The organism is Pseudomonas sp. GW823-FHT02F05, from assembly GCF_058797315.1.
The window spans coordinates 51,484-76,135 of record NZ_JBXAJM010000006.1; the positions used below are offsets into that span (position 1 = coordinate 51,484).

25 protein-coding genes and 1 pseudogene are annotated in these 24,652 nt (G+C 60.7%); 17 read left to right on the top strand and 9 right to left on the bottom strand.

Annotated elements, in window-relative coordinates; genetic code table 11:
* The first annotated feature begins 56 nt into the window (after nt 1-56).
* Nucleotides 57-1,625 (top strand): phospholipase D family protein, encoded by a 1,569-nt coding sequence (locus tag AC1RAC_RS09455; protein WP_492616517.1) that lies wholly within the window; start codon nt 57-59, stop codon nt 1,623-1,625.
* A 127-nt stretch (nt 1,626-1,752) separates the two neighbouring features.
* Here AC1RAC_RS09455 and AC1RAC_RS09460 read toward each other — a convergent pair whose 3' ends face one another.
* Both AC1RAC_RS09460 and AC1RAC_RS09465 read right to left on the bottom strand, forming a co-directional pair.
* Nucleotides 1,753-2,895 carry an MFS transporter gene (locus AC1RAC_RS09460; protein ID WP_019819806.1) on the bottom strand — a complete coding sequence of 381 codons (1,143 nt, stop codon included), beginning with the start codon at nt 2,893-2,895 and terminating at the stop codon, nt 1,753-1,755.
* A gap of 158 nt (nt 2,896-3,053) precedes the next feature.
* Nucleotides 3,054-4,547, bottom strand: a complete 1,494-nt coding sequence (locus AC1RAC_RS09465) for an aldehyde dehydrogenase (RefSeq protein ID WP_003195472.1) — start codon at nt 4,545-4,547, stop codon at nt 3,054-3,056.
* A 230-nt stretch (nt 4,548-4,777) separates the two neighbouring features.
* Between AC1RAC_RS09465 and AC1RAC_RS09470 the strand changes: the two genes are divergently transcribed.
* Nucleotides 4,778-5,140: a cupin domain-containing protein gene (locus tag AC1RAC_RS09470; protein WP_014720478.1), complete on the top strand. Its 363-nt coding sequence runs from the start codon at nt 4,778-4,780 to the stop codon at nt 5,138-5,140.
* A 148-nt stretch (nt 5,141-5,288) separates the two neighbouring features.
* On the opposite strand, the gene rpmG is transcribed toward AC1RAC_RS09470, so the two are convergent.
* On the bottom strand, nt 5,289-5,444 hold the full coding sequence (gene rpmG, locus AC1RAC_RS09475; RefSeq protein ID WP_003176906.1) for a 50S ribosomal protein L33: 156 nt from the start codon (nt 5,442-5,444) through the stop codon (nt 5,289-5,291).
* 11 nt (nt 5,445-5,455) lie between these two features.
* Nucleotides 5,456-5,689 carry a 50S ribosomal protein L28 gene (rpmB, locus tag AC1RAC_RS09480; protein ID WP_003176907.1) on the bottom strand — a complete coding sequence of 78 codons (234 nt, stop codon included), beginning with the start codon at nt 5,687-5,689 and terminating at the stop codon, nt 5,456-5,458.
* A 457-nt stretch (nt 5,690-6,146) separates the two neighbouring features.
* Between rpmB and AC1RAC_RS09485 the strand changes: the two genes are divergently transcribed.
* Nucleotides 6,147-7,739: an ABC transporter substrate-binding protein gene (locus AC1RAC_RS09485; protein ID WP_492616518.1), complete on the top strand. Its 1,593-nt coding sequence runs from the start codon at nt 6,147-6,149 to the stop codon at nt 7,737-7,739.
* 129 nt (nt 7,740-7,868) lie between these two features.
* On the opposite strand, the gene radC is transcribed toward AC1RAC_RS09485, so the two are convergent.
* On the bottom strand, nt 7,869-8,543 hold the full coding sequence (radC, locus tag AC1RAC_RS09490) for a RadC family protein (RefSeq protein ID WP_034129091.1): 675 nt from the start codon (nt 8,541-8,543) through the stop codon (nt 7,869-7,871).
* Nucleotides 8,544-8,685: 142 nt separating this feature from the next.
* Between radC and coaBC the strand changes: the two genes are divergently transcribed.
* From coaBC to argB, 4 genes and pseudogenes are all read left to right on the top strand, one after another.
* Complete coding sequence (coaBC, locus tag AC1RAC_RS09495; RefSeq protein ID WP_003195481.1) at nt 8,686-9,894, top strand: bifunctional phosphopantothenoylcysteine decarboxylase/phosphopantothenate--cysteine ligase CoaBC; 1,209 nt, start codon at nt 8,686-8,688, stop codon at nt 9,892-9,894.
* A gap of 5 nt (nt 9,895-9,899) precedes the next feature.
* Entirely contained in the window at nt 9,900-10,355 is a 456-nt protein-coding gene (gene dut, locus AC1RAC_RS09500; protein WP_054919777.1) for a dUTP diphosphatase, read from the top strand.
* A gap of 254 nt (nt 10,356-10,609) precedes the next feature.
* Nucleotides 10,610-12,016 (top strand): annotated as a pseudogene (locus AC1RAC_RS09505) (phosphomannomutase/phosphoglucomutase); the annotation flags it as partial.
* Between the two features lie 19 nt (nt 12,017-12,035).
* A complete protein-coding gene (gene argB, locus AC1RAC_RS09510; RefSeq protein WP_003213275.1) occupies nt 12,036-12,941 on the top strand; it encodes an acetylglutamate kinase in 906 nt (301 codons plus the stop codon).
* A gap of 165 nt (nt 12,942-13,106) precedes the next feature.
* On the opposite strand, the gene pyrE is transcribed toward argB, so the two are convergent.
* Nucleotides 13,107-13,751 (bottom strand): orotate phosphoribosyltransferase, encoded by a 645-nt coding sequence (gene pyrE, locus AC1RAC_RS09515; protein ID WP_034129093.1) that lies wholly within the window; start codon nt 13,749-13,751, stop codon nt 13,107-13,109.
* An 82-nt stretch (nt 13,752-13,833) separates the two neighbouring features.
* On the opposite strand from pyrE, the gene crc reads away from it, so the two are divergent.
* Nucleotides 13,834-14,613, top strand: a complete 780-nt coding sequence (gene crc / locus AC1RAC_RS09520) for a catabolite repression control protein Crc (RefSeq protein WP_003195493.1) — start codon at nt 13,834-13,836, stop codon at nt 14,611-14,613.
* Nucleotides 14,614-14,672: 59 nt separating this feature from the next.
* Here crc and AC1RAC_RS09525 read toward each other — a convergent pair whose 3' ends face one another.
* Nucleotides 14,673-15,041 carry a DUF4870 domain-containing protein gene (locus AC1RAC_RS09525; protein ID WP_003195495.1) on the bottom strand — a complete coding sequence of 123 codons (369 nt, stop codon included), beginning with the start codon at nt 15,039-15,041 and terminating at the stop codon, nt 14,673-14,675.
* A 21-nt stretch (nt 15,042-15,062) separates the two neighbouring features.
* A complete protein-coding gene (rph, locus tag AC1RAC_RS09530; RefSeq protein WP_003195497.1) occupies nt 15,063-15,785 on the bottom strand; it encodes a ribonuclease PH in 723 nt (240 codons plus the stop codon).
* Nucleotides 15,786-16,002: 217 nt separating this feature from the next.
* Here rph and AC1RAC_RS09535 point away from each other — a divergent pair, with 217 nt between their 5' ends.
* The 6 genes from AC1RAC_RS09535 (at nt 16,003) to AC1RAC_RS09560 (ending at nt 21,296) form a co-directional block, all read left to right on the top strand.
* Nucleotides 16,003-16,866, top strand: coding sequence for a YicC/YloC family endoribonuclease (locus AC1RAC_RS09535; RefSeq protein ID WP_492616519.1), 864 nt, complete (start codon nt 16,003-16,005; stop codon nt 16,864-16,866).
* Nucleotides 16,867-16,876: 10 nt separating this feature from the next.
* A complete protein-coding gene (gene gmk / locus AC1RAC_RS09540; RefSeq protein ID WP_198861857.1) occupies nt 16,877-17,497 on the top strand; it encodes a guanylate kinase in 621 nt (206 codons plus the stop codon).
* A 167-nt stretch (nt 17,498-17,664) separates the two neighbouring features.
* Entirely contained in the window at nt 17,665-17,928 is a 264-nt protein-coding gene (gene rpoZ / locus AC1RAC_RS09545; RefSeq protein WP_003195508.1) for a DNA-directed RNA polymerase subunit omega, read from the top strand.
* A gap of 60 nt (nt 17,929-17,988) precedes the next feature.
* Entirely contained in the window at nt 17,989-20,094 is a 2,106-nt protein-coding gene (spoT, locus tag AC1RAC_RS09550) for a bifunctional GTP diphosphokinase/guanosine-3',5'-bis pyrophosphate 3'-pyrophosphohydrolase (RefSeq protein ID WP_003195510.1), read from the top strand.
* 24 nt (nt 20,095-20,118) lie between these two features.
* The gene (locus tag AC1RAC_RS09555) at nt 20,119-20,499 is read left to right on the top strand and encodes a RidA family protein (RefSeq protein WP_003176922.1); all 381 of its coding nucleotides are present in this window, start codon (nt 20,119-20,121) and stop codon (nt 20,497-20,499) included.
* Nucleotides 20,500-20,555: 56 nt separating this feature from the next.
* Entirely contained in the window at nt 20,556-21,296 is a 741-nt protein-coding gene (locus AC1RAC_RS09560; RefSeq protein WP_057975250.1) for a hypothetical protein, read from the top strand.
* A gap of 126 nt (nt 21,297-21,422) precedes the next feature.
* Here AC1RAC_RS09560 and AC1RAC_RS09565 read toward each other — a convergent pair whose 3' ends face one another.
* Nucleotides 21,423-22,274 carry an SDR family oxidoreductase gene (locus AC1RAC_RS09565; protein ID WP_492616520.1) on the bottom strand — a complete coding sequence of 284 codons (852 nt, stop codon included), beginning with the start codon at nt 22,272-22,274 and terminating at the stop codon, nt 21,423-21,425.
* Nucleotides 22,275-22,462: 188 nt separating this feature from the next.
* Between AC1RAC_RS09565 and exbB the strand changes: the two genes are divergently transcribed.
* From exbB to AC1RAC_RS09580, 3 genes are read left to right on the top strand one after another with little or no spacing between them, the layout of a single operon-like run.
* Nucleotides 22,463-23,446 (top strand): tonB-system energizer ExbB, encoded by a 984-nt coding sequence (exbB, locus tag AC1RAC_RS09570; protein ID WP_034129097.1) that lies wholly within the window; start codon nt 22,463-22,465, stop codon nt 23,444-23,446.
* Nucleotides 23,447-23,452: 6 nt separating this feature from the next.
* Nucleotides 23,453-23,878, top strand: a complete 426-nt coding sequence (gene exbD, locus AC1RAC_RS09575) for a TonB system transport protein ExbD (protein ID WP_003195519.1) — start codon at nt 23,453-23,455, stop codon at nt 23,876-23,878.
* Nucleotides 23,875-24,621: an energy transducer TonB family protein gene (locus AC1RAC_RS09580; protein WP_492616521.1), complete on the top strand. Its 747-nt coding sequence runs from the start codon at nt 23,875-23,877 to the stop codon at nt 24,619-24,621. Before exbD ends, AC1RAC_RS09580 begins: the two co-directional genes overlap by 4 nt.
* The last annotated feature ends 31 nt before the right edge of the window (nt 24,622-24,652 follow it).

Here is a 24,652-nt window from a genome sequence, read left to right on the forward strand (position 1 = left end):
CCCGAGCAAATGCCGTCATATGCCACAACCGCCCTGACCTGGAAGCAGTTTCCTTGATGATTCGACGGCTTTTACCGTTTTGCCTGCTGGCCGCCCTGGCCCTGGGCGGCTGCGCCACGGTCGACACCCCGCGCATCCCCAGCGATGCCCTGCCGGCGAAGGACTCCTCGTTCGGTCGCTCGATCCAGGCCCAGGCCGCCCCCTACCAAGGACGCTCGGGCTTCCGCTTGCTGCCCAACAGCAGTGAAGCCTTCATGGCACGTGCCGAGTTGATCCGCAACGCCCAGACCAGCCTCGACTTGCAGTACTACATCGTGCACGACGGCATCAGTACACGCATGCTTGTGGACGAACTGCTCAAGGCCGCCGACCGCGGGGTGCGCGTGCGGATTTTGCTGGACGACACCACCAGCGATGGCCTCGACCAGATCATCGCCACCCTCGCCGCCCATCCCAAGGTGCATATACGCCTGTTCAACCCGCTGCATCTGGGCCGTAGCACCGGCGTCACGCGCGCCATGGGCCGTGTATTCAACCTGTCACTGCAACACCGGCGCATGCATAACAAGCTGTGGCTGGCCGATAACAGCGCGGCCATCGTTGGCGGGCGCAATCTGGGCGACGAGTATTTCGACGCCGAACCGAACCTGAATTTCACCGATATCGACATGCTCAGCGTCGGGCCGGTGGCCGAGCAATTGGGTCACAGCTTCGACCAGTACTGGAACAGCGCCTTGAGCAAGCCTATCGATGACTTCGTCTCGAACAAACCCTCCAAGGTCGACCTCGCCGTCGCCCGCGGGCGCCTTGAAGCCTCCCTGGATCAGTCCCGTCAACAGAACCACGCGCTGTATAACCGCCTGCGCACTTACCAGACCCAGCCCCGCATGGACATCTGGCGCCGCGAGTTGATCTGGGCCTGGAACCAGGCGCTGTGGGACGCGCCGAGCAAGGTACTGGCCAAGGCCGACCCCGACCCTCGACTGCTGCTGACCACTCAGCTGGCGCCAGAGCTGGCGGGTGTCAGCCATGAGCTGATCATGATTTCGGCTTACTTCGTACCGGGCCAACCTGGGCTGGTCTACCTCACAGGGCGTGCCGATGCGGGTGTTTCGGTGCGCCTGCTGACCAACGCCCTCGAAGCCACCGACGTACCGGCCGTGCACGGCGGTTATGCGCCGTATCGCAAGGCGCTGCTGGAGCACGGGGTAAAGCTCTATGAGCTGCGCCGGCAACCGGGCGACCCCAGCGCAAGCAGCGGCCCGCACCTGTTTCGGCATGGCAGCTGGCGCGGCTCGGACTCCAGCCTGCACAGCAAGGCGATGATCTTCGACCGAGAAAAGTCGTTTATCGGCTCGTTCAATTTCGACCCGCGCTCAGTGTTGTGGAATACCGAAGTCGGCGTACTGGTGGACAGCCCAGAGCTGGCCGAACACGTGCGCAACCTGGCGCTGGAAGGTATGGCGCCGGCGTTGAGCTATGAGGCCAAACTGCAGGACAGCCAGGTGGTGTGGGTGACAGAAGACAACGGCCAGATGCACACCCTGACCCGCGAACCGGGCAGTTGGTGGCGACGGTTCAATGCCTGGTTCGCCACCAGTGTTGGCCTGGAACGCATGCTCTAAAAAACACTGCACATCACCTGTGGGAGCCGGGCTTGCCCGCGATAACGGTGTGCCAGGCAACACATAAGCGACTGGCAAACCGTTATCGCAGGCAAGCCCGGCTCCCACAATTGATTGCATTTCGAGGTCAGGCCGGCTGCGTAGCGCCGAAAGCCCCCTGACGCAGCAACAGCACCACCAACCCCAGCGCCCCGGCCGCCATCAACAGCGGCAGCGCATGCCCACTGATCCACTGGCTGCCCGCCCCCGCCACCAGCGGCCCGATCAGACAGCCAATACCCCACAGCTGCGCCACGTGAGCGTTGGCACGCACCAACGCATCGTCGCGGTAGCGCTCGCCAATCAAAATCAGCGACAAGGTGAACAACCCACCGGCACTGGCACCGAACAGCACCCACACCGGCCAGATCAGCAACGTGTGCATCAATAACGGCACCGCAAGGCTCGACGCCAGCAACAGCAGTGCACAGGCCAGAAACAGGGTACGTCGCGGCAGATAGTCGGCCAGCGCGCCAATGGGCAATTGCAGCAACGCATCGCCCACCACCACCGTGCTGACCATCGCCAAGGCGATCTCGGCAGTAAAACCCTGTTGCAGGCAGTACACCGGCAACAGCGTCAGGATCATCGCTTCGAACGCAGCAAACAACGCCACGGCCCAGGCAATCGCCGGCAGGCCCAGGCAAAAGCGCCACAGGTCGCCAAAGGTCACGCTGAACGAATCCGCCGTCGGCGCCCCGGTACGTCCCAGCAACAGCAGCGGCGCCACCACCAAAAGGCCCGCGCCGACCCAGAAGCCGTAGTCATGGTCGGTGCCAATCAGGCCCAACAGCAACGGCCCCGACAGCTGGCTCAAGGCATAGCTGCAGCCATACAGCGCCACCAGGCGGCCACGCCACTGCTCGACCACCAATTGGTTGATCCAGCTTTCACCCAGGATAAATACGATGGTCAGGATCACCCCGATCATCAGCCTGAGCACCAGCCACACCGGGTAGCTGGGCAGGATCGCCAGCAAGCCGATGGACACCGCACCGGCCCACAGGCACAGGCGCATCAGGTTGGCAGTGCCGAGCCAGGACGCCATGCGGCTGGAGACCTTGGCACCTAGCAGTACGCCGAATGCCGGCATCGCCGCCATCACGCCAATAGCGAAACTGCCATAACCCCAGCCTTCAAGACGCAGGGATACCAACGGCATGCTGACACCCAGAGCCAGGCCAACGCTGAGTACCGACGCCAGCACGGCGAAATATGTCGCCCAACGCATTGCCACGCTCCTGTGAATAATTCTGCTTCGCAAAACGACTGTAGGAGCGAGCTTGCTCGCGAAAAACGTTAACGATGACGCGTTCATGCTGGATAAACGCGGCGCCTTCAGGTTCTTCGCGAGCAAGCTCGCTCCTACAGGGGGATCAGCAGTGTTGCTTAGAGCTTGATCCAGGTCGCCTTCAGCTCGGTGTACTTGTCGAATGCATGCAGCGACTTGTCGCGGCCATTACCCGACTGCTTGAAACCACCGAACGGTGCAGTCATGTCGCCGCCGTCGTACTGGTTAACCCACACGCTGCCGGCGCGCAGCGCCTTGGCCGTCAGGTGTGCCTTGGAGATGTCCGCCGTCCACACCGCCGCAGCCAGGCCGTATTGGGTGTCGTTGGCGATGGCGATGGCTTCTTCGGCGCTGTCGAAAGTGATCACCGACAGGACCGGGCCAAAGATCTCTTCCTGGGCGATCTTCATGGCATTGGTCACGCCGTCGAAAATCGTCGGCTCGACGTAGGTGCCGCCGGACTCTTCCAGGGTGCGCTTGCCACCCGCGACCAGCTTGGCGCCGTCGGCGTGGCCGGCTTCAATGTACGAAAGCACGGTGTTCATCTGCTGCGTATCCACCAATGCACCCACAGTGGTGGCTGGGTCCAGTGGATTGCCGGGTTTCCAGCCCTTGAGGGCCTCGATCACCAGCGGCAGGAAGGTGTCTTTGATCGAACGCTCGACCAGCAGGCGCGAGCCGGCAGTGCAGACTTCGCCCTGGTTGAAGGCAATGGCGCTGGCGGCGGATTCGGCCGCCGCTTGCAGGTTCGGCGCGTCGGCAAACACGATGTTCGGGCTCTTGCCACCGGCTTCCAGCCATACACGCTTCATGTTCGACTCGCCGGAGCGGATCAACAGTTGCTTGGCGATCTTGGTGGAGCCCGTGAACACCAGGGTATCGACGTCCATATGCACCGCCAGGGCATTACCGACGGTGTGACCATAGCCAGGCAGCACGTTGAACACGCCCTTTGGAATACCAGCCTCAACGGCCAACGCGGCGATGCGGATGGCGGTGAGCGGGGATTTTTCGGACGGCTTCAGGATGACAGAGTTGCCGGTGGACAGCGCCGGGCCGAGTTTCCAGCACGCCATCATCAACGGGAAGTTCCACGGCACGATGGCGCCAACAACACCGACGGGCTCGCGGGTCACCAGGCCCAGTTGATCGTGGGGCGTGGCGGCGACTTCGTCGTAGATCTTGTCGATCGCCTCGCCGCTCCAGCTCAGGGCTTGCGCCGCGCCGGGGACGTCGATGTTCAGGGAATCGCTGATGGGCTTGCCCATATCCAGGGTTTCAAGCAGCGCCAGCTCTTCGGCGTTAGCCTTGAGCAGCGCGGCGAAACGGATCATGACGGACTTGCGCTTGGCTGGTGCCAGGCGCGACCACACACCGGAATTGAAGGTGGCACGCGCATTTTCCACGGCGCGCTGGGCGTCGCTGGCATCACAGCTGGCGACAGTGGCTAGCAAGCGCCCATCCACCGGGCTGATGCATTCGAAGGTGTCACCGGAAACGGCGGCGGTGTATTCGCCATTGATATAGGCGCGGCCTTCGATTTTCAGAGCCTTGGCGCGTTGTTCCCAGTCGGCACGGGTCAGGGTGGTCATGCGAGTGTCCTCCTCTTATTGAATACAAGGGCCTGGGAGGTTTATCCCGGCGCCATCACGAATGCTTGCCCGGCCAGCCTGCTGTTCGGCTCAAGGCAGCTGCCACCCTAAACCAGCGGCTGGGGATGTTTCAATATATTTGACAGAACGGCGGCAAACGCCCTTGCGATGTTCATTTTAATAAACATAGACTTTGGGCTCTCCAACTGCAGGCCAGACGGGAAATGCACATGAGCATCCAGGACATCGTCGATTTCAGCCAAGCCAACACCGCCCCCGAACGCTACCGCCCTGCCGCCGAGAAAATCCTCAAGGGCGACCCCGAACAGACACTCTACAACCACTACAACAGCCCATGCGGCCAGATGAACGCGGGCGTCTGGGAAGGTGAAGTGGGCCAGTGGAAGGTCAATTACACCGAGCATGAGTACTGCGAGATCGTACAAGGCGTGTCGGTGTTGCGCGATGCCGAGGGGAATGCCAAGACACTGCGGGCCGGCGACCGCTTTGTGATCCCTGCCGGTTTCAGTGGTACCTGGGAAGTGCTGGAAGCGTGCCGCAAGATCTACGTGGTGTTTGAAGAGAAAGCCTGATCATTGGTTGATCGACAACGGGACGCTGAGCGTCCGAGACGGCATTCCCACGCGAGCGTGGGAACGATCAGCAGAGCGTGGGAACGATCAGGCAAAAAAAAGCCCGTATCGTGAGATACGGGCTTTTTTTCACAAGGAAGAAAATCAATTACTTGATTTTGCCTTCTTTGTAGATCACGTGCTTGCGAACGCGCGGGTCGAACATTTTCTTTTCGAGCTTGTCCGGGGTAGTACGCTTGTTCTTGTCGGTAGTGTAGAAGTGACCAGTACCGGCGCTAGAGATCATTCGAATCAATTCACGCATGATAGAGCTCCTTAGATCTTGCCAGCGGCGCGGATTTCGGCCAGCACGACAGTGATGCCACGCTTGTCGATAATACGCATGCCTTTAGCAGATACACGCAGGCGAACAAAACGTTTCTCTTCTTCAACCCAGAAGCGGTGATGCTGCAGGTTCGGCAGGAAACGACGACGGGTTTTGTTATTTGCGTGGGAAATGTTATTCCCAGTCACCGGACCCTTACCGGTAACTTGACAGACTCTCGACATGCCTCAGCCCTCTAAAACCACATGCCCAACCCGGCATGGGTTGGCCGCTTAATCTCTCAGTCATTTGGCGCCAGGCGCCGCGTTTCTTTAGGGTCTTACCGGCTACACCTACAGTGAAGGAACCGGGCCCCTAGAAAAGAGCGCTGCTTTATACCAGAAAGACCCCAGTGCAACAACAACCTGTGTACTTTTAGCAGCGTAAATCTTGGCCACAAGTGCCTGAACCGCTGCCAGGAGGGGCCGCTGTAACAGCCGACCGCTCGTCGCACAGAATGATTTACAACGTCTGCGGTCACAGGGAAGTGCACGGCGAAACACGCTGAGGCGCCATCAAAACAGCATTTTGGCCAAAAGCACAGGCAAAAATGGGCTAGTCATTTATCAATCAGACCTCTACGGTAGGCTTTTTCCAGACTGCACTCGCAGATGGGCCTTCGATCTGCACAGGAAACCGAATATGCGCCTCGCTGCCCTACCGCTATTGCTTGCCCCTCTCTTTATTGCGCCGATGGCCGTTGCGGCCACCAACTTGGGCGTATGCACCGAGGCCAGCCCCGAAGGGTTCGATGTGGTGCAGTACAACTCACTGACCACCACCAACGCCTCGGCCGACGTGCTGATGAACCGTTTGGTGGAATTCGACGCGGCCAGTGGCAAGTTGGTACCGAGCCTTGCAGATAGCTGGGAAGTGTCGCCCGATGGGCTGACGTACACCTTCAAACTGCACCCCGATGTGAAATTCCATCGCACCAGCTATTTCAGCCCAAGCCGCACCCTGACGGCCGAAGATGTACGCTTCAGCTTCGAGCGCATGCTCGACCCGGCCAACCCGTGGCACAAGATCGCCCAGAGCGGCTTTCCTCACGCCCAATCCCTGCAATTGCCGGCACTGGTCAAGAAAATCGACGCCCTTGACCCACTGACCGTACGCTTCACCCTCGACCATGCCGATTCCACCTTCCTCCCAGCACTGAGCATGGGCTTTGCGTCGATCTATCCGGCTGAATATGCCGATAAATTGCTCAAGACCGGCACACCCGAGAAGCTCAACAGCCAGCCAATCGGCACCGGCCCGTTTGTGTTCGTGCGTTTCCAGAAAGATGCCGTGGTGCGTTACAAGGCCAACCCGGACTACTTCGCCGGCAAACCGGCGGTGGACAACCTGATTTTCGCCATCACCCCGGACGCCAACGTACGCCTGCAGAAGCTGCACCGCGATGAATGCCAGATCGCCCTGTCACCCAAGCCCCTGGATGTGGGCGAGGCCGAAAAAGACGCGGCGCTGAAGGTGGAAAAAACCGCCGCCTTCATGACCGCGTTCGTCGCCATCAACAGCCAGCACCCACCGCTGGACAAGCCCGAAGTGCGCCAGGCGATCAACCTGGCCTTTGATAAGGGCAGCTACCTCAAGGCCGTGTTCGAAGGCACCGCCGAAGCAGCCAACGGTGTCTACCCGCCGAACACTTGGAGCTATGCCAAGGAGTTGCCAGGCTACCCGCAGGACCTCGCCAAAGCCAAGGCGCTGCTGGGCCGCGCCGGGCTCAAGGACGGCTTCAAGACCACAATATGGACCCGCCCTACGGGCAGCCTGCTGAACCCCAACCCGAACCTCGGCGCCCAACTGTTGCAGGCCGACCTGGCCAAGGTTGGCATCCAGGCAGAGATTCGCGTGATCGAATGGGGCGAGTTGATCCGCCGCGCCAAGGCCGGCGAGCACGACTTGCTGTTCATGGGCTGGGCCGGCGACAACGGCGACCCGGATAACTTCCTGACGCCGCAGTTCTCATGCGCAGCGGTGAAGTCCGGCACCAACTTTGCCCGCTATTGCGACCCCACCCTGGATAAGTTGATCAGCGCGGGCAAAACCACCAGTGAGCAAGGTGTGCGCAGCAAGCTGTATCAGCAGGCCCAGGCGCAGATCCAGCAACAGGCGCTGTGGCTGCCACTGGCGCATCCGACGGCGTTTGCCTTGACCCGCAAGAACATCCAGGGGTACCAGGTAAGCCCGTTCGGGCGCCAGGACTATTCGAAAGTCAGCCTCAAGCCCTAAGGCACAACCCCCCACCTGTAGGAGCGAGCTTGCTCGCGAAAATCGTCAACGATGACGCGGAAAAACCTGACACCCCGCGGGGCCCTCTGGTTTTTCGCGAGCAAGCTCGCTCCTACAGAGGCAGGGCCGTTACAGCCAACCGTATTCAGCCATCGACAGCGGGTCACCATCGCCCACGATGATGTGGTCCAGCACCCGCACATCCACCACGTCCAGCGCCTTTTGCAGCAGCTTGGTCAATTTTCGATCAGCCGCGCTGGGCTCCGTGCTTCCCGACGGATGGTTATGACACAGGATCAATGCCGCCGAGTTGTACGCCAAGGCGCGCTTGACCACCTGTCGCGGGTAGACAATCGCAGCGTCGATCGTGCCTTGGGACATGACCTCGAACCCTAGCACCCGATGCTTGGAGTCCAGGAACAGGCAGCCGAAGATCTCATGGGGCTCATGGCGCAGCAGTGCCTTGAGGTACTCGCGCACTGCCAGCGGGCTTTCCAGCACAGAGTCAGTCCGCAAGCGCTCGGCCAGGTGGCGCCGGGACATCTCAAGCACCGCCTGCAACTGGGCAAACTTCGCCGGCCCCAGCCCCAGATGCTGGCTGAACAGCGTCTGGCTGGCCTCCAGTAACGGGCGCAGGCCACCGAATTGCGCCAACAGATGGCGCGCCAGATCCACCGCACTTCGGCCGGCCACCCCCGTACGCAGGAAGATCGCCAACAGCTCGGCATCGGACAGGCTCGCCGCGCCGCCTTCCAATAACTTCTCCCGTGGACGCTCTGCCACGGGCCAATCACGAATACTCATCCCACCTCCCTGTATCTGCTCCGCTGTTGCCCGGCGGGCGCTGTGTTATCGTAGGGCCCTCTTTTTTGCCTGCGATTTCACCTGGGGAGGGGTCATCGCAGGTGTCATTGAACTGGCATCACTGAACTGGAAAGGCAAACCAATGCAGCGTCTGTATCGGAAACGCATCGTTCTCGGCGTCGGCGGCGGCATTGCCGCCTACAAGAGCGCAGAGTTGGTTCGCAGGCTCCTGGACCAGGGCGCCGAAGTGCGCGTGGTCATGACCCGTGGTGGCAGTGAGTTCATCACCCCGCTGACCATGCAAGCGTTGTCCGGCCACCCGGTTCACCTCGACCTGCTGGACCCGGCCGCAGAAGCCGCCATGGGCCATATCGAACTGGCCAAATGGGCCGACCTGGTGCTGATAGCCCCGGCCACTGCCGACCTGATCGCCCGCCTGGCCCAGGGCATTGCCGATGACCTGCTCACCACCCTGGTATTGGCCACCGACGCCACCGTCGCTATCGCACCGGCCATGAACCAGGCCATGTGGCGCGATCCGGCCACCCAGGCCAATACCCAACTCCTGCAAACCCGCGGCCTCAAGGTGTTCGGCCCGGCTTCCGGCAGCCAGGCCTGCGGCGACGTCGGCCTGGGCCGCATGCTCGAAGCCACCGACCTGGCGCAGTGCGCCGCCGAGTGCTTCCAGCATCTGGCCCTGACCGGCAAGCACGTGCTGATCACCGCCGGCCCGACCCAGGAAAACATCGACCCGGTGCGCTACATCACCAACCATAGCTCAGGAAAAATGGGCTTCGCGTTGGCAGAAGCTGCGGTCGAGGCAGGCGCACGGGTCACACTGATAACCGGCCCGGTACATTTGCCGACCCCTGATCGCGTTACGCGTATCGACGTAGTCAGCGCCCGGGACATGTTGGCGGCCTGCGAAGCCGCCATTCCCTGCGACCTGTTTATCGCCTCGGCAGCGGTTGCGGATTACCGACCCGAGGTCGTGGCCCCGCAGAAGCTCAAGAAAGACCCTACGAGCGGCGACGGCCTGCTCCTGCAAATGGTGCGTAACCCGGACATCCTGGCCACCATCGCTACCCGTCCGGACCGTCCGTTCAGCGTCGGCTTCGCAGCCGAGACCGAGCACCTGCTGGACTACGCCGCACGCAAACTGAAAGACAAAAACCTCGACCTGATCGTTGCCAATGATGTCGCCAACCCGAGCATCGGCTTCAACAGCGAGGAAAATGCGTGCAGCGTGATCGACCGTGAATTGCACGCCACCCTTTTCGCCCAGACCAGCAAGGGCAAGATTGCCCGCCAACTGATCTCTTTTATCGCCCAACGGCTGAACCAGGTTTAATGTCCATGCATGCTTTACAAGCCAAGATCCTCGACCCACGCCTCGGCAACGACTTTCCCCTGCCGGCCTACGCCACACCGGGCTCCGCCGGCCTGGACCTGCGCGCCATGCTCAAGCAAGACACCGTCCTTGAGCCGGGCCAGACCATCCTGATTCCCACGGGCTTGTCGATCTATGTCGGCGATCCTGGCCTGGCGGCGCTGATCCTGCCGCGCTCCGGCTTGGGCCATAAACATGGCATCGTGCTAGGCAACCTGGTCGGCCTGATCGATTCCGACTACCAGGGCGAGTTGATGGTGTCGTGCTGGAACCGTGGCCAGACTGCTTTCAACATCGCCGTCGGCGAGCGCATCGCCCAACTGGTACTGGTGCCGGTGGTGCAGGCGCATTTCGAATTGGTGCAGGAATTCGACGAAACCCAACGTGGTGCAGGCGGTTTTGGGCATTCCGGCAGTCACTGACTAAGCTGAACGTGGCCGGGCGCAATCGACCGGCCACACACCGCCGCCCGGCCTTTCAGGATAAAGAATGCACGGAAATGATCATCGAGATTTCTATAATGAAATCAAAGGATTAGGTAAAAATAATGCCGAGGCCGAAGCGCCGATGGCATTTTTACACCACGAACTCTCTGCCGAAAACGCCGTCATACCCTTCAGTTTGAGCCTGCCGGCCAGCCACATCAGGCCCGCCTTGCCCCCTTTCAGATGGAGTTTCCCCCGCGATGAGTACCGCAGCCCGCGTAGCCCCGACCTTTCCCGACAGCATTTTTCGCGCCTATGACATCCGTGGTGTGGTCCCCAAGACCCTGACCGCCGAAACCGCCTACTGGATCGGCCGCGCCATAGGCTCCCAGAGCCTGGCCCAAGGCGAACCCAACGTCTCGGTAGGCCGTGACGGCCGCTTGTCCGGCCCGGAGTTGGTCGAGCAACTCATCCAGGGCCTGGCTGACAGCGGCTGCCATGTCAGCGACGTCGGCCTGGTGCCAACCCCCGCGCTGTACTACGCCGCCAACGTACTGGCGGGCAAATCCGGGGTCATGCTCACCGGCAGCCACAATCCGTCGGATTACAACGGCTTCAAGATCGTCATCGCTGGCGACACCCTCGCCAATGAACAGATCCAGGCCCTGCACACCCGCCTGAAGACCAACGACTTGACCAGCGGCACCGGCAGCATCACCAAGGTCGATATCCTCCAGCGCTACTCCGATGAAATCACTCGCGACGTCAAGCTCGCCCGCCGCTTGAAAGTCGTGGTGGACTGCGGCAACGGCGCAGCGGGTGTGATTGCCCCGCAATTGCTCGAAGCCCTGAACTGCGAAGTGATCCCACTGTTCTGCGAAGTAGACGGCAACTTCCCCAACCATCACCCGGACCCAGGCAAGCCGGAAAACCTGGTAGACCTGATTGCCAAGGTCAAGGAAGTGGGCGCCGACGTCGGCTTGGCCTTCGATGGCGACGGCGACCGTGTGGGCGTGGTGACCGAAACCGGCGAGATCGTGTTCCCGGACCGCCTGTTGATGCTGTTTGCTAGAGACGTGGTTGCGCGCAATGCCAACGCCGAGATCATCTTCGATGTGAAATGCACTCGTCGCCTGACGCCATTGATCAAGGAATACGGTGGTCGCCCGCTAATGTGGAAGACCGGTCACTCGTTGATCAAAAAGAAAATGAAGGAAACCGGCGCGCTGTTGGCCGGTGAAATGAGCGGCCACGTCTTCTTCAAGGAGCGCTGGTTCGGGTTTGACGACGGTATTTACAGCGCCGCTCGTCTGCTGGAGATCCTCAGCAAGGAGAAATCCACGGCGCAAGAGCTGTTTCAGACCTTCCCGAATGATATTTCTACGCCTGAGATCAATATCCATGTGACCGAGGAGAGCAAATTCAGCATCATTGACGCATTGCACGATGCGCAATGGGGTGAAGGCGCCAACCTGACCACCATTGATGGTGTGCGAGTCGATTACGCCAAAGGCTGGGGCCTGGTTCGCGCGTCCAACACCACACCGGTGCTGGTCCTGCGTTTCGAGGCGGATACCGAAGCGGAGTTGCAGCGCATCAAGGACGTGTTCCACGCCCAGTTGAAACGTGTTGCCCCTGATCTCCAATTACCGTTCTGATTTTTGCCCGGAGCCCTGAATGACCCTCGAACGCGAAGCCGCTGCCAACACCGCCAAGGTCCTGTCCGAAGCGTTGCCTTATATTCGACGCTACGTCGGCAAGACGCTGGTGATCAAGTACGGCGGCAATGCCATGGAAAGCGATGAGCTGAAAACCGGCTTTGCCCGCGACATCGTGCTGATGAAGGCTGTGGGGATCAACCCCGTGGTCGTCCACGGCGGCGGCCCGCAAATTGGCGACCTGCTCAAGCGTTTGTCGATCGAGAGTCACTTCATCGATGGCATGCGTGTCACTGACGCGCAAACCATGGACGTGGTGGAAATGGTCCTCGGTGGCCAGGTCAACAAAGACATCGTCAACCTGATCAACCGCCACGGCGGCAGCGCCATCGGCCTGACCGGCAAGGATGCGGAACTGATCCGCGCCAAGAAACTGACCGTGACCCGCAAGACGCCGGAGATGACCCAGCCGGAAATCATCGACATCGGCCAGGTGGGCGAAGTCATCGGCATCAATACCGATTTGCTCAACCTGCTGGTCAAGGGCGACTTCATCCCGGTAATTGCGCCGATCGGCGTGGGTGCTAATGGCGAGTCCTATAACATCAACGCCGATCTGGTAGCCGGTAAGGTGGCGGAAGCACTGAAGGCTGAAAAACTGATGCTGCTGACCAACATCGCCGGCTTGATGGACAAGGAAGGCAAGGTACTGACCGGCTTGACTACCCAGCAGGTAGACGACCTGATCGCCGACGGCACCATCTACGGCGGCATGTTGCCGAAGATCCGTTGCGCACTGGAAGCCGTGCAGGGCGGCGTCGGCAGCTCGCTGATCCTGGATGGCCGCGTGCCAAATGCAATACTGTTGGAAATCTTCACCGATACCGGTGTCGGTACGTTGATCAGTAACCGCAAGCGCCCTTGATCGCTGCAAAGCAAAAGGCCCCGCTCAATTGAATTGAGCGGGGCCTTTGTTTGTACACAGTTCAAATGTGGGAGCTGGCTTGCCTGCGATGACGACAGTACATGCAAAAATGCACCGCCTGACACACCGCTATCGCGGGCAAGCCCGCTCCCACAGGATTCAGTGTCAGACGCCGAACTGCTCGCGGTATGCACGCACAGCCGGCAAATGTTGCTTGAGCTGCGGGTCGTCTTCCAGGAACTGCAATACCTGGTTCAACGACACGATGCTCACCACCGGAATGCCGAAGTCACGCTCCACTTCCTGGATCGCCGACAATTCACCGTTGCCACGCTCCTGGCGGTTCAAGGCGATCAGCACACCGGCAGCCTTGGCGCCGTCCTGGGAAGCGATGATCTGCATCACTTCACGGATAGCAGTACCCGCGGTGATCACGTCATCGATGATCAGCACATCGCCGGTCAATGGCGCGCCGACCAGGCTGCCACCTTCACCATGGGCCTTGGCTTCCTTACGGTTGAAACACCACGGCAAGTCCTGCCCGTGATGCTCCGCCAGGGCTATCGCCGTCGCCGCTGCCAGGGGAATACCCTTGTAGGCCGGGCCAAAGAGTACGTCGAAGGAAATACCGCTCTCAACGATGGCTGCCGCATAGAAACGGCCCAGCTGAGCCAGGGCCGAACCTGAGTTGAACAGGCCCGCATTGAAGAAGTACGGGCTGGTGCGCCCGGACTTGAGGGTGAACTCACCGAAGCGTAAAACGCCGCGATCGATGGCAAAACGAATGAAATCGCGCTGATACGCCTGCATGAAAAAAGCCTCAGATACCACGGATTTAGCTAATTGGGTGGACGGCGTGTATCATACACGCACGCGATTTTTGGGGCCATTTATGCGGATCATCAGTGTGAACGTTAATGGTATTCAGGCTGCAGTCGAGCGTGGTTTGCTCAGTTGGCTGCAAGCACAGAATGCCGACGTCATCTGCCTGCAGGACACCCGTGCCTCCGCCTTTGAACTGGACGACCCAGCCTTCCAACTGGATGGCTACTTCCTTTATGCCTGCGATGCCGAAGTGCCCACCCAAGGTGGCGTGGCTTTGTACTCGCGGTTGCAACCCAAGGCGGTCATCAGCGGCCTCGGCTTCGAGACAGCCGACCGCTACGGGCGTTACCTGCAAGCCGATTTCGACAAGGTCAGCATCGCGACCTTGCTGCTTCCTTCCGGGCAGAACGGCGATGAAGACTTGAACCAGAAATTCAAGCTAATGGACGATTTCGCCCGTTACCTGGATAAGCAGCGACGCAAACGTCGCGAGTACATTTATTGTGGCTCGCTGTACGTGGCGCAACAGAAACTGGATATCAAGAACTGGCGCGACAGCCAGCAATCCCCGGGCTTCCTGGCGCCAGAACGCGCCTGGATGGACGAGATTGTCGGCAACATGGGCTATGTCGATGCCCTGCGTGAAGTCAGCCGCGAAGGCGACCAGTACAGCTGGTGGCCAGATAACGAACAGGCTGAGATGCTCAACCTGGGCTGGCGTTTCGACTACCAGCTGCTGACCCCAGGTCTGCGCCGGTTCGTACGCAGTGCACGCCTGCCGCGCCAGCCGCGCTTCTCGCAGCACGCGCCGCTGATCGTGGACTACGACTGGACATTGACCATCTGAGGTCTTTTTTCAGGCACAAAAAAACCGACAGTGATGTCGGTTTTTTTGTGGCCGCCCGGTTACTTGACCAGGCGCCAGGTCCACGGATAGCGATAGGCAATGCCTTTGTTGGCCTTGATACCGGCGATGATCGTCAGTATCAACGCACCAATCACCAGCACGGTCATCAGCAAGAAGCCAACGACCACGAAGCCCAGCAACAGGCACACCAGCCAGGCGATCGCCACGGTGATCTGGAAATTCAGCGCCTCCTTGCCCTGGTCATCGATGAGCGGGTCCATGTCCTTCTTGAACTGCCACAGGATCAACGGCCCCAGCAAGCTGCCGAAGGGGAATACCAACCCCAGGAATGCCGCAAAATGACACAACATTGCCCACTGGCGTACTTCCTTGGACGGTGCCGGAACCGGCAACTGGCTGTCATTCATGGCGTTTCTCCTTGGGCCGGCTCAGTCAGCCAGCGCGGCGTTCTGCAATTCAAAGATTTCGGTCATGCCTTTCTGGGCCAAGGCCAGCATGGCGTTCAGCTCAGCCGGCTGGAATGGCGCGCCTTCGGCAGTGCCCTGCACTTCGATGAAACCACCGGTGCTGGTCATGACCACGTTGAGGTCGGTCTCGGCGGCCGAGTCTTCCAGGTAGTCCAGGTCCAGCACAGGCTCGCCCTGGTACATGCCAACAGACACAGCGGCGATCATCTGCTTGAGCGGGTCACCCGCTTTCAGGCCGCCACGCTTCTTGATGACTTTCAAAGCGTCGACCAGGGCCACCATGGCGCCGGTGATGGACGCCGTGCGGGTACCGCCGTCAGCCTGGATCACGTCGCAGTCGACGTAGAGGGTGACGTCACCCAGCTTGGACATATCCAGGGCGGCACGCAGGGAGCGGCCGATCAGGCGCTGGATTTCCAGGGTACGCCCGCCTTGCTTGCCACGGCTGGCTTCACGCTGGTTACGCTCGCCAGTGGCGCGCGGCAGCATGCCGTATTCAGCGGTCAACCAACCCTGGCCCTGGCCCTTGAGGAAGCGCGGCACGCCGTTTTCGACGCTGACAGTGCAGATGACCTTGGTATCGCCAAACTCGACCAGTACGGATCCCTCGGCGTGTTTGGTGTAGTTGCGGGTGATGCGGATCGAGCGGAGCTGATCGGCAGCGCGACCACTTGGACGTTTCATAGGGGATACCTGTACTGAGGACGAAAAACTGCCGAGCATTATAGAGCCGCAAGCCGGTTCGAGGCACTTCTAAAAAATTCGGTTACGAATGGTCAGGCGATCGGCCATTGTTTTGGCGCACCCGCCCCACTGCGCTACACTCCTGCGCCTTCGCAGCCTGTCGGCTTCAATTTACCCATCAGCCCGTATTTGCGGGACTGCATCGCGAGGTACCTCCATGGTGCACAGCATGACCGCCTTCGCCCGTGTCGAAAAAGCCGGGGTCCAAGGCACCCTCAGCTGGGAACTGCGCTCGGTCAACAGCCGTTACCTGGAGCCGCACCTGCGCCTGCCAGAGTCATTCCGCGACCTTGAAGGTGCCGTGCGTGAAGCGCTGCGCCAGGGCATCTCCCGCGGCAAGCTGGAATGCACCCTGCGCTTTACCGAAGAAACCACCGGCAAGCCGCTGCAGGTCGACCGAGACCGCGCCGCCCAACTGGTGGCCGCGGCCGAAACCATCGCCGGCCTGATCAAACAGCCAGCCGCATTGAACCCTCTGGAAGTATTGGCCTGGCCCGGCGTGCTGGTGGCCGACGCGGCAGACCCACAGGCCTTGAATGCCGAAGCCCTCTCCCTGTTCAACCAGGGCCTGAAGGAGCTCAAGGCCGGCCGTGAACGCGAAGGCGCCGAACTGGCGCGCCTGATCAACGAGCGGCTGACATCGATCGAAGCCGACGTAGTGACCCTGCGCGAATTGGTACCGCAGATGCTCGCCACCCAGCGCCAGAAGGTCCTCGACCGCTTCACCGACATGAAGGCCGACCTCGATCCGACGCGCCTGGAACAGGAAATGGTCCTGCTCGCGCAGAAGAGCGACGTGGCCGAAGAACTCGACCGCCTGAGCACCCATATCCTTGAAGTGCGCCGCGTACTCAAGTCCGGCGGTGCCGCCGGTCGGCGCCTGGACTTCCTGATGCAGGAACTCAACCGCGAAGCCAATACACTGGGCTCCAAAGCGTTCGACCCGCGCAGCACCACGGCGGCGGTCAACCTCAAAGTGTTGATCGAGCAAATGCGCGAACAAGTACAGAATATTGAGTAAGGCACCCTCCATGACCCACAGCACCGGCACCCTTTACATCATTTCCGCCCCTTCGGGCGCGGGCAAGAGCAGCCTGGTCAAGGCCTTGACCGACGCTGACGAGCAGATCCGCATTTCGGTCTCGCACACCACCCGCGCCATGCGCCCGGGCGAAGTGGACGGCGTGCACTATCACTTCGTCGAGCGTACCGAGTTCGTCAAGATGATCGAACACGGTGACTTCCTGGAGCGCGCCGAAGTGTTCGGCAACCTCTACGGCACCTCGCAGAGCCACCTGCAGCAGACCCTGGACGAAGGCCACGACCTGATCCTGGAGATCGACTGGCAGGGCGCCGAGCAAGTGCGCCAGCTGATGCCCAAGGCGCGCTCCATCTTCATCCTGCCGCCATCGCTCCAAGCACTGCACCAACGCCTGACCAACCGCGGCCAGGACAGCGATGAGATCATCGAGGGCCGCATGCGTGAAGCCGTCAGCGAGATGAGCCATTACGTCGACTATGACTACCTGGTCATCAATGACGACTTTACCCACGCCCTGGATGATTTGAAGGCGATTTTCCGCGCCAACCAACTGCAGCAAAAGCGCCAACAGCAGCGTTTCGGCAAATTACTCGCCGAATTGCTCGGCTGATTGACTCTTCCCAAAACAGCTGCAAGGGCCTTACATTGGCACTTGTAGCGGTTTTGCGAAGGCCTGCGAAAAATCAGCGCTTCCCTAAACGCTGGTGATTTTTTAAACTGCTCAGTCCGCTCGCCCAACCGGGCAGCGCGCATCTTGCATTCGCTCCGAGGAATACCATGGCCCGCGTAACCGTTGAAGACTGCCTAGAACACGTGGATAACCGCTTTGAGCTGGTCATGCTCTCTACCAAGCGTGCCCGTCAACTGGCCACTGGCGGCAAAGAGCCTCTGGTCCAGTGGGAAAACGACAAGCCTACCGTTGTAGCCCTGCGTGAAATCGCTGAAGGCCTGATGAGCTACGAGTTCATCGCCAACGCCGAAATCGTTGAAGACGAACCGCTGTTTGCAGCGTTCGAAGGCGAGTCCAACGAGGACGTCTAAGCCTATGCCTGGTCGACGTAGCACGGCGCGGGGTCACAGCCATCGGCAGGAGTTCACACTTTGCCGAGCATAGACGCCCTCGCCGATCGCTTATCGGCCTACCTCGGCGCAGACCAGGTCAACCTGGTTCGCCGAGCGTATTTCTACGCCGAACAAGCCCACGACGGCCAACGCCGACGTAGCGGCGAGGCGTATGTCACCCATCCTCTTGCGGTGGCCAATATTCTTGCCGACATGCACATGGACCATCAGAGCCTGATGGCCGCGATGCTGCATGACGTGATCGAAGACACCGGCATTGCCAAGGAAGCGCTCAGTGCGCAATTTGGCGAAACCGTGGCCGAACTGGTCGACGGGGTCAGCAAGCTGACCCAGATGAACTTCGAGACCAAGGCCGAAGCCCAGGCGGAAAACTTCCAGAAGATGGCCATGGCCATGGCCCGAGACATTCGGGTGATTCTGGTCAAGCTGGCCGACCGGCTGCACAACATGCGCACGCTGGAAGTGCTGTCCGGCGAAAAGCGCCGGCGCATCGCCAAGGAAACCCTGGAAATCTATGCGCCCATCGCCAACCGGCTGGGCATGCACGCCATTCGTATCGAATTCGAAGACCTGGGCTTTAAAGCCATGCACCCCATGCGTTCGGCGCGCATCTACCAGGCGGTCAAGCGCGCACGGGGCAACCGCAAGGAAATCGTCAACAAGATCGAAGAGTCCCTGAGCCATTGCCTGGCGATTGACGAAATCGAGGGCGAGGTCAGCGGCCGGCAGAAGCACATCTACGGCATCTACAAAAAGATGCGCGGCAAGCGTCGGGCCTTCAACGAGATCATGGACGTCTATGCGTTCCGGATCATCGTCGACAAGGTCGATACCTGCTACCGCGTACTGGGAGCTGTACATAATTTGTACAAGCCCCTGCCGGGCCGCTTCAAGGACTACATCGCAATTCCCAAGGCCAACGGCTACCAGTCGCTGCATACCACCCTGTTTGGCATGCACGGCGTGCCGATCGAGATCCAGATCCGCACCCGCGAAATGGAAGAAATGGCCAACAACGGCATTGCCGCCCACTGGCTGTACAAGTCCAGCGGCGACGAGCAGCCCAAAGGCACCCATGCCCGTGCGCGCCAATGGGTCAAGGGCGTGCTGGAAATGCAGCAACGTGCCGGCAACTCCCTAGAATTTATCGAAAGCGTGAAGATCGACCTGTTCCCGGACGAGGTCTACGTGTTCACGCCCAAAGGCCGGATCATGGAGCTGCCCAAAGGCTCCACGGCGGTCGACTTTGCCTACGCGGTGCACACCGATGTCGGCAACAGCTGCATCGCCTGTCGCATCAACCGGCGCCTTGCCCCGTTGTCCGAACCGCTGCAAAGCGGTTCCACGGTGGAGATCGTCAGCGCACCGGGCGCTCGCCCGAACCCGGCCTGGCTCAACTTTGTGGTCACCGGCAAGGCCCGTACGCATATTCGCCACGCGCTGAAATTGCAGCGCCGCTCCGAATCCATCAGCCTGGGCGAACGCCTGCTGAACAAGGTGCTCAACGGCTTCGACAGCGCCCTGGACAAGATTCCGCAAGAGCGCGTGCAAGCGATGCTCCACGAGTACCGACAGGAAACCATCGAAGACCTGCTGGAAGACATCGGCCTGGGCAACCGCATGGCCTACGTGGTTGCGCGCCGCCTGCTGGGCGAAGGCGAACAGTTGCCGAGCCCTGAAGGCCCACTGGCGATTCGCGGCACCGAGGGCCTGGTGCTCAGCTACGCCAAATGTTGCACGCCGATCCCGGGCGACCCGATTGTCGGCCACTTGTCCGCCGGCAAAGGCATGGTGGTGCACCTGGACAACTGCCGCAACATCACCGAAATCCGCCACAACCCGGAAAAATGCATCCAGCTCTCGTGGGCCAAAGATGTCACCGGCGAATTCAACGTCGAACTGCGAGTTGAGCTGGAACACCAGCGCGGCCTCATCGCCCTGCTGGCCAGCAGTGTCAACGCAGCCGACGGCAATATCGAGAAAATCAGCATGGACGAACGCGATGGTCGCATCAGCGTGGTCCAACTGGTGGTCAGCGTGCACGACCGCGTGCACCTGGCCCGCGTGATCAAAAAGTTGCGCGCCTTGACCGGTGTGATCCGCATCACCCGCATGCGTGCATAACCGATCCATTACAAGGAGTCATTCATGACCAAGACAGTTATCACCAGCGATAAAGCTCCAGCCGCCATCGGCACTTATTCCCAGGCGATCAAGGCGGGCAACACCGTCTACATGTCCGGCCAGATCCCGCTGGACCCAAAGACCATGGAACTGGTTGAAGGCTTCGAAGCCCAGACCGTGCAGGTCTTTGAAAACCTCAAGTCCGTGGCTGAAGCTGCCGGTGGTTCGTTCAAGGACATCGTCAAGCTGAACATCTTCCTCACCGACCTCAGCCACTTTGCCAAGGTCAACGAGATCATGGGCAAGTACTTCGAACAACCTTACCCAGCCCGCGCCGCCATCGGCGTTGCCGCCCTGCCAAAGGGTGCACAGGTTGAGATGGACGCCATTCTGGTCATCGAGTAAAACACCCGGCGCAGCCCAAACAGGCTGCGCCGACTTCGTTTCAGAAGGATTTCGTAATGCGCAAAGCGCTTGTAGCCTCCTCGTTGCTCGCCCTGTTGCTCGGCGGCTGTGCCAGCAACCCCGCCGACCTGGATGTAAGCGGTACCTGGATCAACCAGGCCGCCATCGACGCGGCAGCCAAGGGCGGCCCTTTGCGTGAAGCCCTGCAGTCCTATGGCCCCAACCTCGAGTGGGAGGTCAACACCAAGGCTTTGCAGGCGCGCTACTACAACGGTTTTGAAGTGGCGGAAGGCAAGTTGTCGGGTGAAAAGCCCGGCGCGTGGAGCGTGGACTTCTATGGCAGCTCAGCCACCGAACTCAAGCGCAAAGGCAAGCAACTGCTGCAAGTGGCCAACGACAATGAGCCCGAACAGCTGTTTGCCCGCGCCAAAGAACCCGCACCGGAAGGCGCGCCACTGGGCGCCACCTTCGAGCGCGCGTTGTATGCGGCCTATATGGGCGGCGACTGGAAGATCAGCGACGGCACCGGCAGCGGTGCCACGGTGCAGTTCCAGGCAGACGGCAAGGTCGCCGGCCTGCCGGGGGTTGATCGCTATTCACTCTGCCTGGCAGGCGATTGCGCCTCCATGAGCGGCGGCTACGACAGCATCTGGCTGCAACTGGACGGCCAGGGCAACCCATGGATCTTCACGCGCAAGGGTAAGCAACTGGAGATCTTCCAGGCGATCAATACCGCGCAGGCCGATGAAGTGCCTTCGTTTACGCCAGGCACTCGCCAATGGTTGCTTGAGAAGTAATTAAAGCCTCGCCCAAATCCAAATGTGGGAGCTGGCTTGCCTGCGATGACGGTATTACATCCAACAAAGATGTGATTGATATACCGCTATCGCAGGCAAGCCAGCTCCCACATTTTTTGCCGCGCTTCAGCCTTTCAGAATCGCCGCATAGCCTTCCCGGTAAGTCGGGTATGTCGGCGTCCAGCCAAGCGCCTTGATACGTGCATTACTGCACTGCTTGCTCCCCGCACGCCGCACACTGGCGTCCTCGGCCCATTCGGTCACACCCAGGTACTCGCGCAACCACGCCACCACCTCGGCCAGTGGTGCCGGCGCATCGTCAACGCCGATATAGACCTTGTCCAGCGAACCGCCCTTCTCCACATGCCGCAGCAAAAAGGCGAGCAGGCCCGCGGCGTCATCGGCGTGGATACGGTTGCCATACAACGGCGGGTCAACCGCTACGCGATAGCCTTGGCGAACCTGAGTGAGCAGCCATTCCCGACCCGGGCCGTAAATCCCGGTCAGTCGCACGATGGTCGCTGGAATACCGCTGTTGAGCGCCACCTGTTCAGCTTCCAGCATCACCTGCCCGGAATAGCCCTTCGCTTGCGTCTCGGACGTTTCGTCGACCCACTCGCCGTTTTGCTGCCCATACACACTGCTGCTGGAGACAAACAGCAAATGCTTGGGCGTCTGGCCGTAGTCTTCCAACCACTCCAACACATGCTGCAACCCTTGCACGTAGGCGGCGCGATAGCCGGCCTCGTCGTGGTCGGTGGCAGCGGCGCAGTACACCAGATAATCCACCCCGCCGATCGGCCAGGTGTCCGGGCAGTCCTTTTTGAACAGATCGCCGGCAATGCCGATCACACCGTCGGGCAAGCGTGAAATATCGCGGCGCAGGCCGTGGACCTCCCATTCCAAGGCCAGCAATTGACTAGCCAGCCGACTACCCACATCACCGCAACCGGCAATCACAACAGAAGGCGCAGACATCATAAAACTCCATTCTCAAAGGCGCAGATTAGCCGCGCGAGTGGATCAACGGCCAGTAAAAAGCGAAATAAAGTAACAGTGCCACTTTAGTTAACAAGAATTACTTGCAATAATAACCGCCCATTTGTCCTCGACCCTAAATGGTCTGGAAGGACGATCACCCATTTTTTCTCTCAGGTCCGGCCAGCATGACACGTCATACAACCCCCGCTTCGCCAACCAAGCTTCACAGCCCCTCCCGCGCCTGGCGTGCGATTGCTGCGATGCTGTTCAGCGTATTGCTGGCACCGACCGCCGCATTCGCTGACGCCACTGCCCCAGCCGCTCCGGCAGCTGCCGAGCAAAATGCCGCTACTGCGGCAACGCCTGCCGTCGCGCCAGTGGCCACCGACCCGGCCCAGGCCGCCGGCGCCGCCGCACCTGCCGACGAAACCGGCGTGGTGCTGGAAGAAGACAACACCCTGGGGATGGCCCACGACTTGTCCCCATGGGGCATGTACCAGAATGCTGACGTGGTGGTGAAAGCCGTAATGATCGGCCTGGCCATTGCCTCGATCATCACCTGGACCATCTGGATTGCCAAAGGCTTCGAGCTGTTGGGCGCCAAGCGTCGTCTGCGCGCTGAAATCGTCCACCTGAAAAAAGCCACCACCCTCAAGGAAGCGAGCGAAACCGCGACCAAGAAGGGCACCCTGGCCAACCTGCTGGTGCACGACGCACTGGAAGAAATGCGCCTGTCGGCCAACACCCGTGAAAAAGAAGGCATCAAGGAGCGCGTCAGCTTCCGCCTTGAGCGCCTGGTGGCCGCCTGCGGCCGTAATATGAGCAGCGGCACCGGCGTACTCGCTACCATCGGTTCCACCGCACCCTTCGTCGGCCTGTTCGGTACCGTGTGGGGCATCATGAACAGCTTCATCGGTATCGCCAAAACCCAGACCACCAACCTCGCCGTCGTTGCCCCCGGCATCGCCGAAGCCCTGCTGGCTACCGCCCTGGGCCTGGTTGCCGCAATTCCTGCGGTGGTCATCTACAACGTCTTCGCCCGTTCGATCGCCGGCTACAAGGCTCAGGTATCGGATGCGTCGGCAGAAGTCCTGTTGCTCGTCAGCCGTGACCTCGATCACCTGCCTACCGAGCGCAGCTCGCAACCGCACATGGTGAAAGTGGGGTAATCGGCCATGGGCCTGCATTTGAATCAAGGCGACGACGAACTCGTCGAGAACCACGAAATCAACGTCACGCCGTTTATCGACGTGATGCTGGTGCTTCTGATCATCTTCATGGTGGCGGCACCGCTGGCAACCGTGGACATCAAGGTGGACCTGCCCGCGTCCAGCGCCAAGCCGGCGCCGCGGCCAGAGAAACCGATATTCCTCAGCGTCAAGGCGGACCAACGCCTGTTCCTGGGCGAAGAAGAGGTCAAAGCCGAAACCCTGGGGCCGGTGCTGGATGCCAAGACCCAAGGCAAGAAAGACACGACCATCTTCTTCCAGGCCGACAAAGGCGTGGACTACGGCGACCTGATGAGCGTGATGGATGCCCTGCGGGCAGCCGGCTACCTCAAGGTAGGCCTGGTCGGACTTGAGACGGCAGCCAAGAAATGATCACGACGCGCCACAAACTGACGCGTTATGGCACCAGCCTCGCCGTCGTGCTGGGCGTGCACGCCGTCGCGATCATCATCGCGCTCCAATGGTCCGCGCCGCAGGCGATCCATCTGCCACCCGCCGCCATGGTCATCGACCTGGCGCCGCTGCCAGCACCGCCGCCGCCTCCAGCGCCGCCCAAGGTCGTTGCGCCGCCGCCACCACCGGTCGAAGAGCTGCCCCTGCCGAAGCTGGCCGAGGCGCCCAAGCCAACGATCCAGGTGCCCAAGCCGGTCAAGCCCAAGCCCAAGCCACAACCGCCAAAACCGGTGGAGAAGAAGCCCGAGCCGCCCAAGGAGAAACCTTCCGAGGAGCCGCCGAGCGAAACGCCGCCGAGCAACGCACCTGCGCAGAAGTCCGCCCAGCCTACACCGGGCCCGTCGGCACAGCAGCTGGCCGCCCAGGCATCCTGGCAAAGCACGTTGCTGGCGCATCTGCAGAAGTACAAGAAGTACCCGCCCGGCGCCCAACGCAGTGGCAAGGAAGGTATGAACCGCTTGCGCTTCGTGGTCGATGGCGAAGGCAATGTGCTGTCCTACGAACTGGAAGGCCGCTCCGGCAACGCCGACCTGGACCGTGCAACCCTTGAGATGATCCGCAAGGCTCAGCCGCTACCCAAGCCACCGGCAGACCTGTTGAAAAACGGCAGCGTCGAACTGGTCGCGCCGTTCGTCTACAACATCGACAAGCGTCGCCGCTGAGAGAGCACTGTGGGAGGGGCTTGCTCCCTCC

Excerpts from the sequence above, each read along its gene's own strand:
- AC1RAC_RS09535 (WP_492616519.1), top strand. The coding sequence starts at position 16,003 with ATGGTGCACAGCATGACCGCCTTCGCCCGTGTCGAAAAAGCCGGGGTC.
- AC1RAC_RS09460 (WP_019819806.1), bottom strand. The coding sequence starts at position 2,895 with ATGCGTTGGGCGACATATTTCGCCGTGCTGGCGTCGGTACTCAGCGTT.
- AC1RAC_RS09485 (WP_492616518.1), top strand. The coding sequence starts at position 6,147 with ATGCGCCTCGCTGCCCTACCGCTATTGCTTGCCCCTCTCTTTATTGCG.
- exbB (WP_034129097.1), top strand. The coding sequence starts at position 22,463 with ATGACACGTCATACAACCCCCGCTTCGCCAACCAAGCTTCACAGCCCC.
- pyrE (WP_034129093.1), bottom strand. The coding sequence starts at position 13,751 with ATGCAGGCGTATCAGCGCGATTTCATTCGTTTTGCCATCGATCGCGGC.
- argB (WP_003213275.1), top strand. The coding sequence starts at position 12,036 with ATGACCCTCGAACGCGAAGCCGCTGCCAACACCGCCAAGGTCCTGTCC.
- AC1RAC_RS09580 (WP_492616521.1), top strand. The coding sequence starts at position 23,875 with ATGATCACGACGCGCCACAAACTGACGCGTTATGGCACCAGCCTCGCC.
- AC1RAC_RS09525 (WP_003195495.1), bottom strand. The coding sequence starts at position 15,041 with ATGAATGACAGCCAGTTGCCGGTTCCGGCACCGTCCAAGGAAGTACGC.
- AC1RAC_RS09465 (WP_003195472.1), bottom strand. The coding sequence starts at position 4,547 with ATGACCACCCTGACCCGTGCCGACTGGGAACAACGCGCCAAGGCTCTG.
- rph (WP_003195497.1), bottom strand. The coding sequence starts at position 15,785 with ATGAAACGTCCAAGTGGTCGCGCTGCCGATCAGCTCCGCTCGATCCGC.
- rpmB (WP_003176907.1), bottom strand. The coding sequence starts at position 5,689 with ATGTCGAGAGTCTGTCAAGTTACCGGTAAGGGTCCGGTGACTGGGAAT.
- rpoZ (WP_003195508.1), top strand. The coding sequence starts at position 17,665 with ATGGCCCGCGTAACCGTTGAAGACTGCCTAGAACACGTGGATAACCGC.
- AC1RAC_RS09555 (WP_003176922.1), top strand. The coding sequence starts at position 20,119 with ATGACCAAGACAGTTATCACCAGCGATAAAGCTCCAGCCGCCATCGGC.
- gmk (WP_198861857.1), top strand. The coding sequence starts at position 16,877 with ATGACCCACAGCACCGGCACCCTTTACATCATTTCCGCCCCTTCGGGC.
- radC (WP_034129091.1), bottom strand. The coding sequence starts at position 8,543 with ATGAGTATTCGTGATTGGCCCGTGGCAGAGCGTCCACGGGAGAAGTTA.
- exbD (WP_003195519.1), top strand. The coding sequence starts at position 23,453 with ATGGGCCTGCATTTGAATCAAGGCGACGACGAACTCGTCGAGAACCAC.
- dut (WP_054919777.1), top strand. The coding sequence starts at position 9,900 with ATGCATGCTTTACAAGCCAAGATCCTCGACCCACGCCTCGGCAACGAC.
- AC1RAC_RS09470 (WP_014720478.1), top strand. The coding sequence starts at position 4,778 with ATGAGCATCCAGGACATCGTCGATTTCAGCCAAGCCAACACCGCCCCC.
- coaBC (WP_003195481.1), top strand. The coding sequence starts at position 8,686 with ATGCAGCGTCTGTATCGGAAACGCATCGTTCTCGGCGTCGGCGGCGGC.
- AC1RAC_RS09455 (WP_492616517.1), top strand. The coding sequence starts at position 57 with ATGATTCGACGGCTTTTACCGTTTTGCCTGCTGGCCGCCCTGGCCCTG.
- rpmG (WP_003176906.1), bottom strand. The coding sequence starts at position 5,444 with ATGCGTGAATTGATTCGAATGATCTCTAGCGCCGGTACTGGTCACTTC.
- AC1RAC_RS09565 (WP_492616520.1), bottom strand. The coding sequence starts at position 22,274 with ATGTCTGCGCCTTCTGTTGTGATTGCCGGTTGCGGTGATGTGGGTAGT.
- crc (WP_003195493.1), top strand. The coding sequence starts at position 13,834 with ATGCGGATCATCAGTGTGAACGTTAATGGTATTCAGGCTGCAGTCGAG.
- AC1RAC_RS09560 (WP_057975250.1), top strand. The coding sequence starts at position 20,556 with ATGCGCAAAGCGCTTGTAGCCTCCTCGTTGCTCGCCCTGTTGCTCGGC.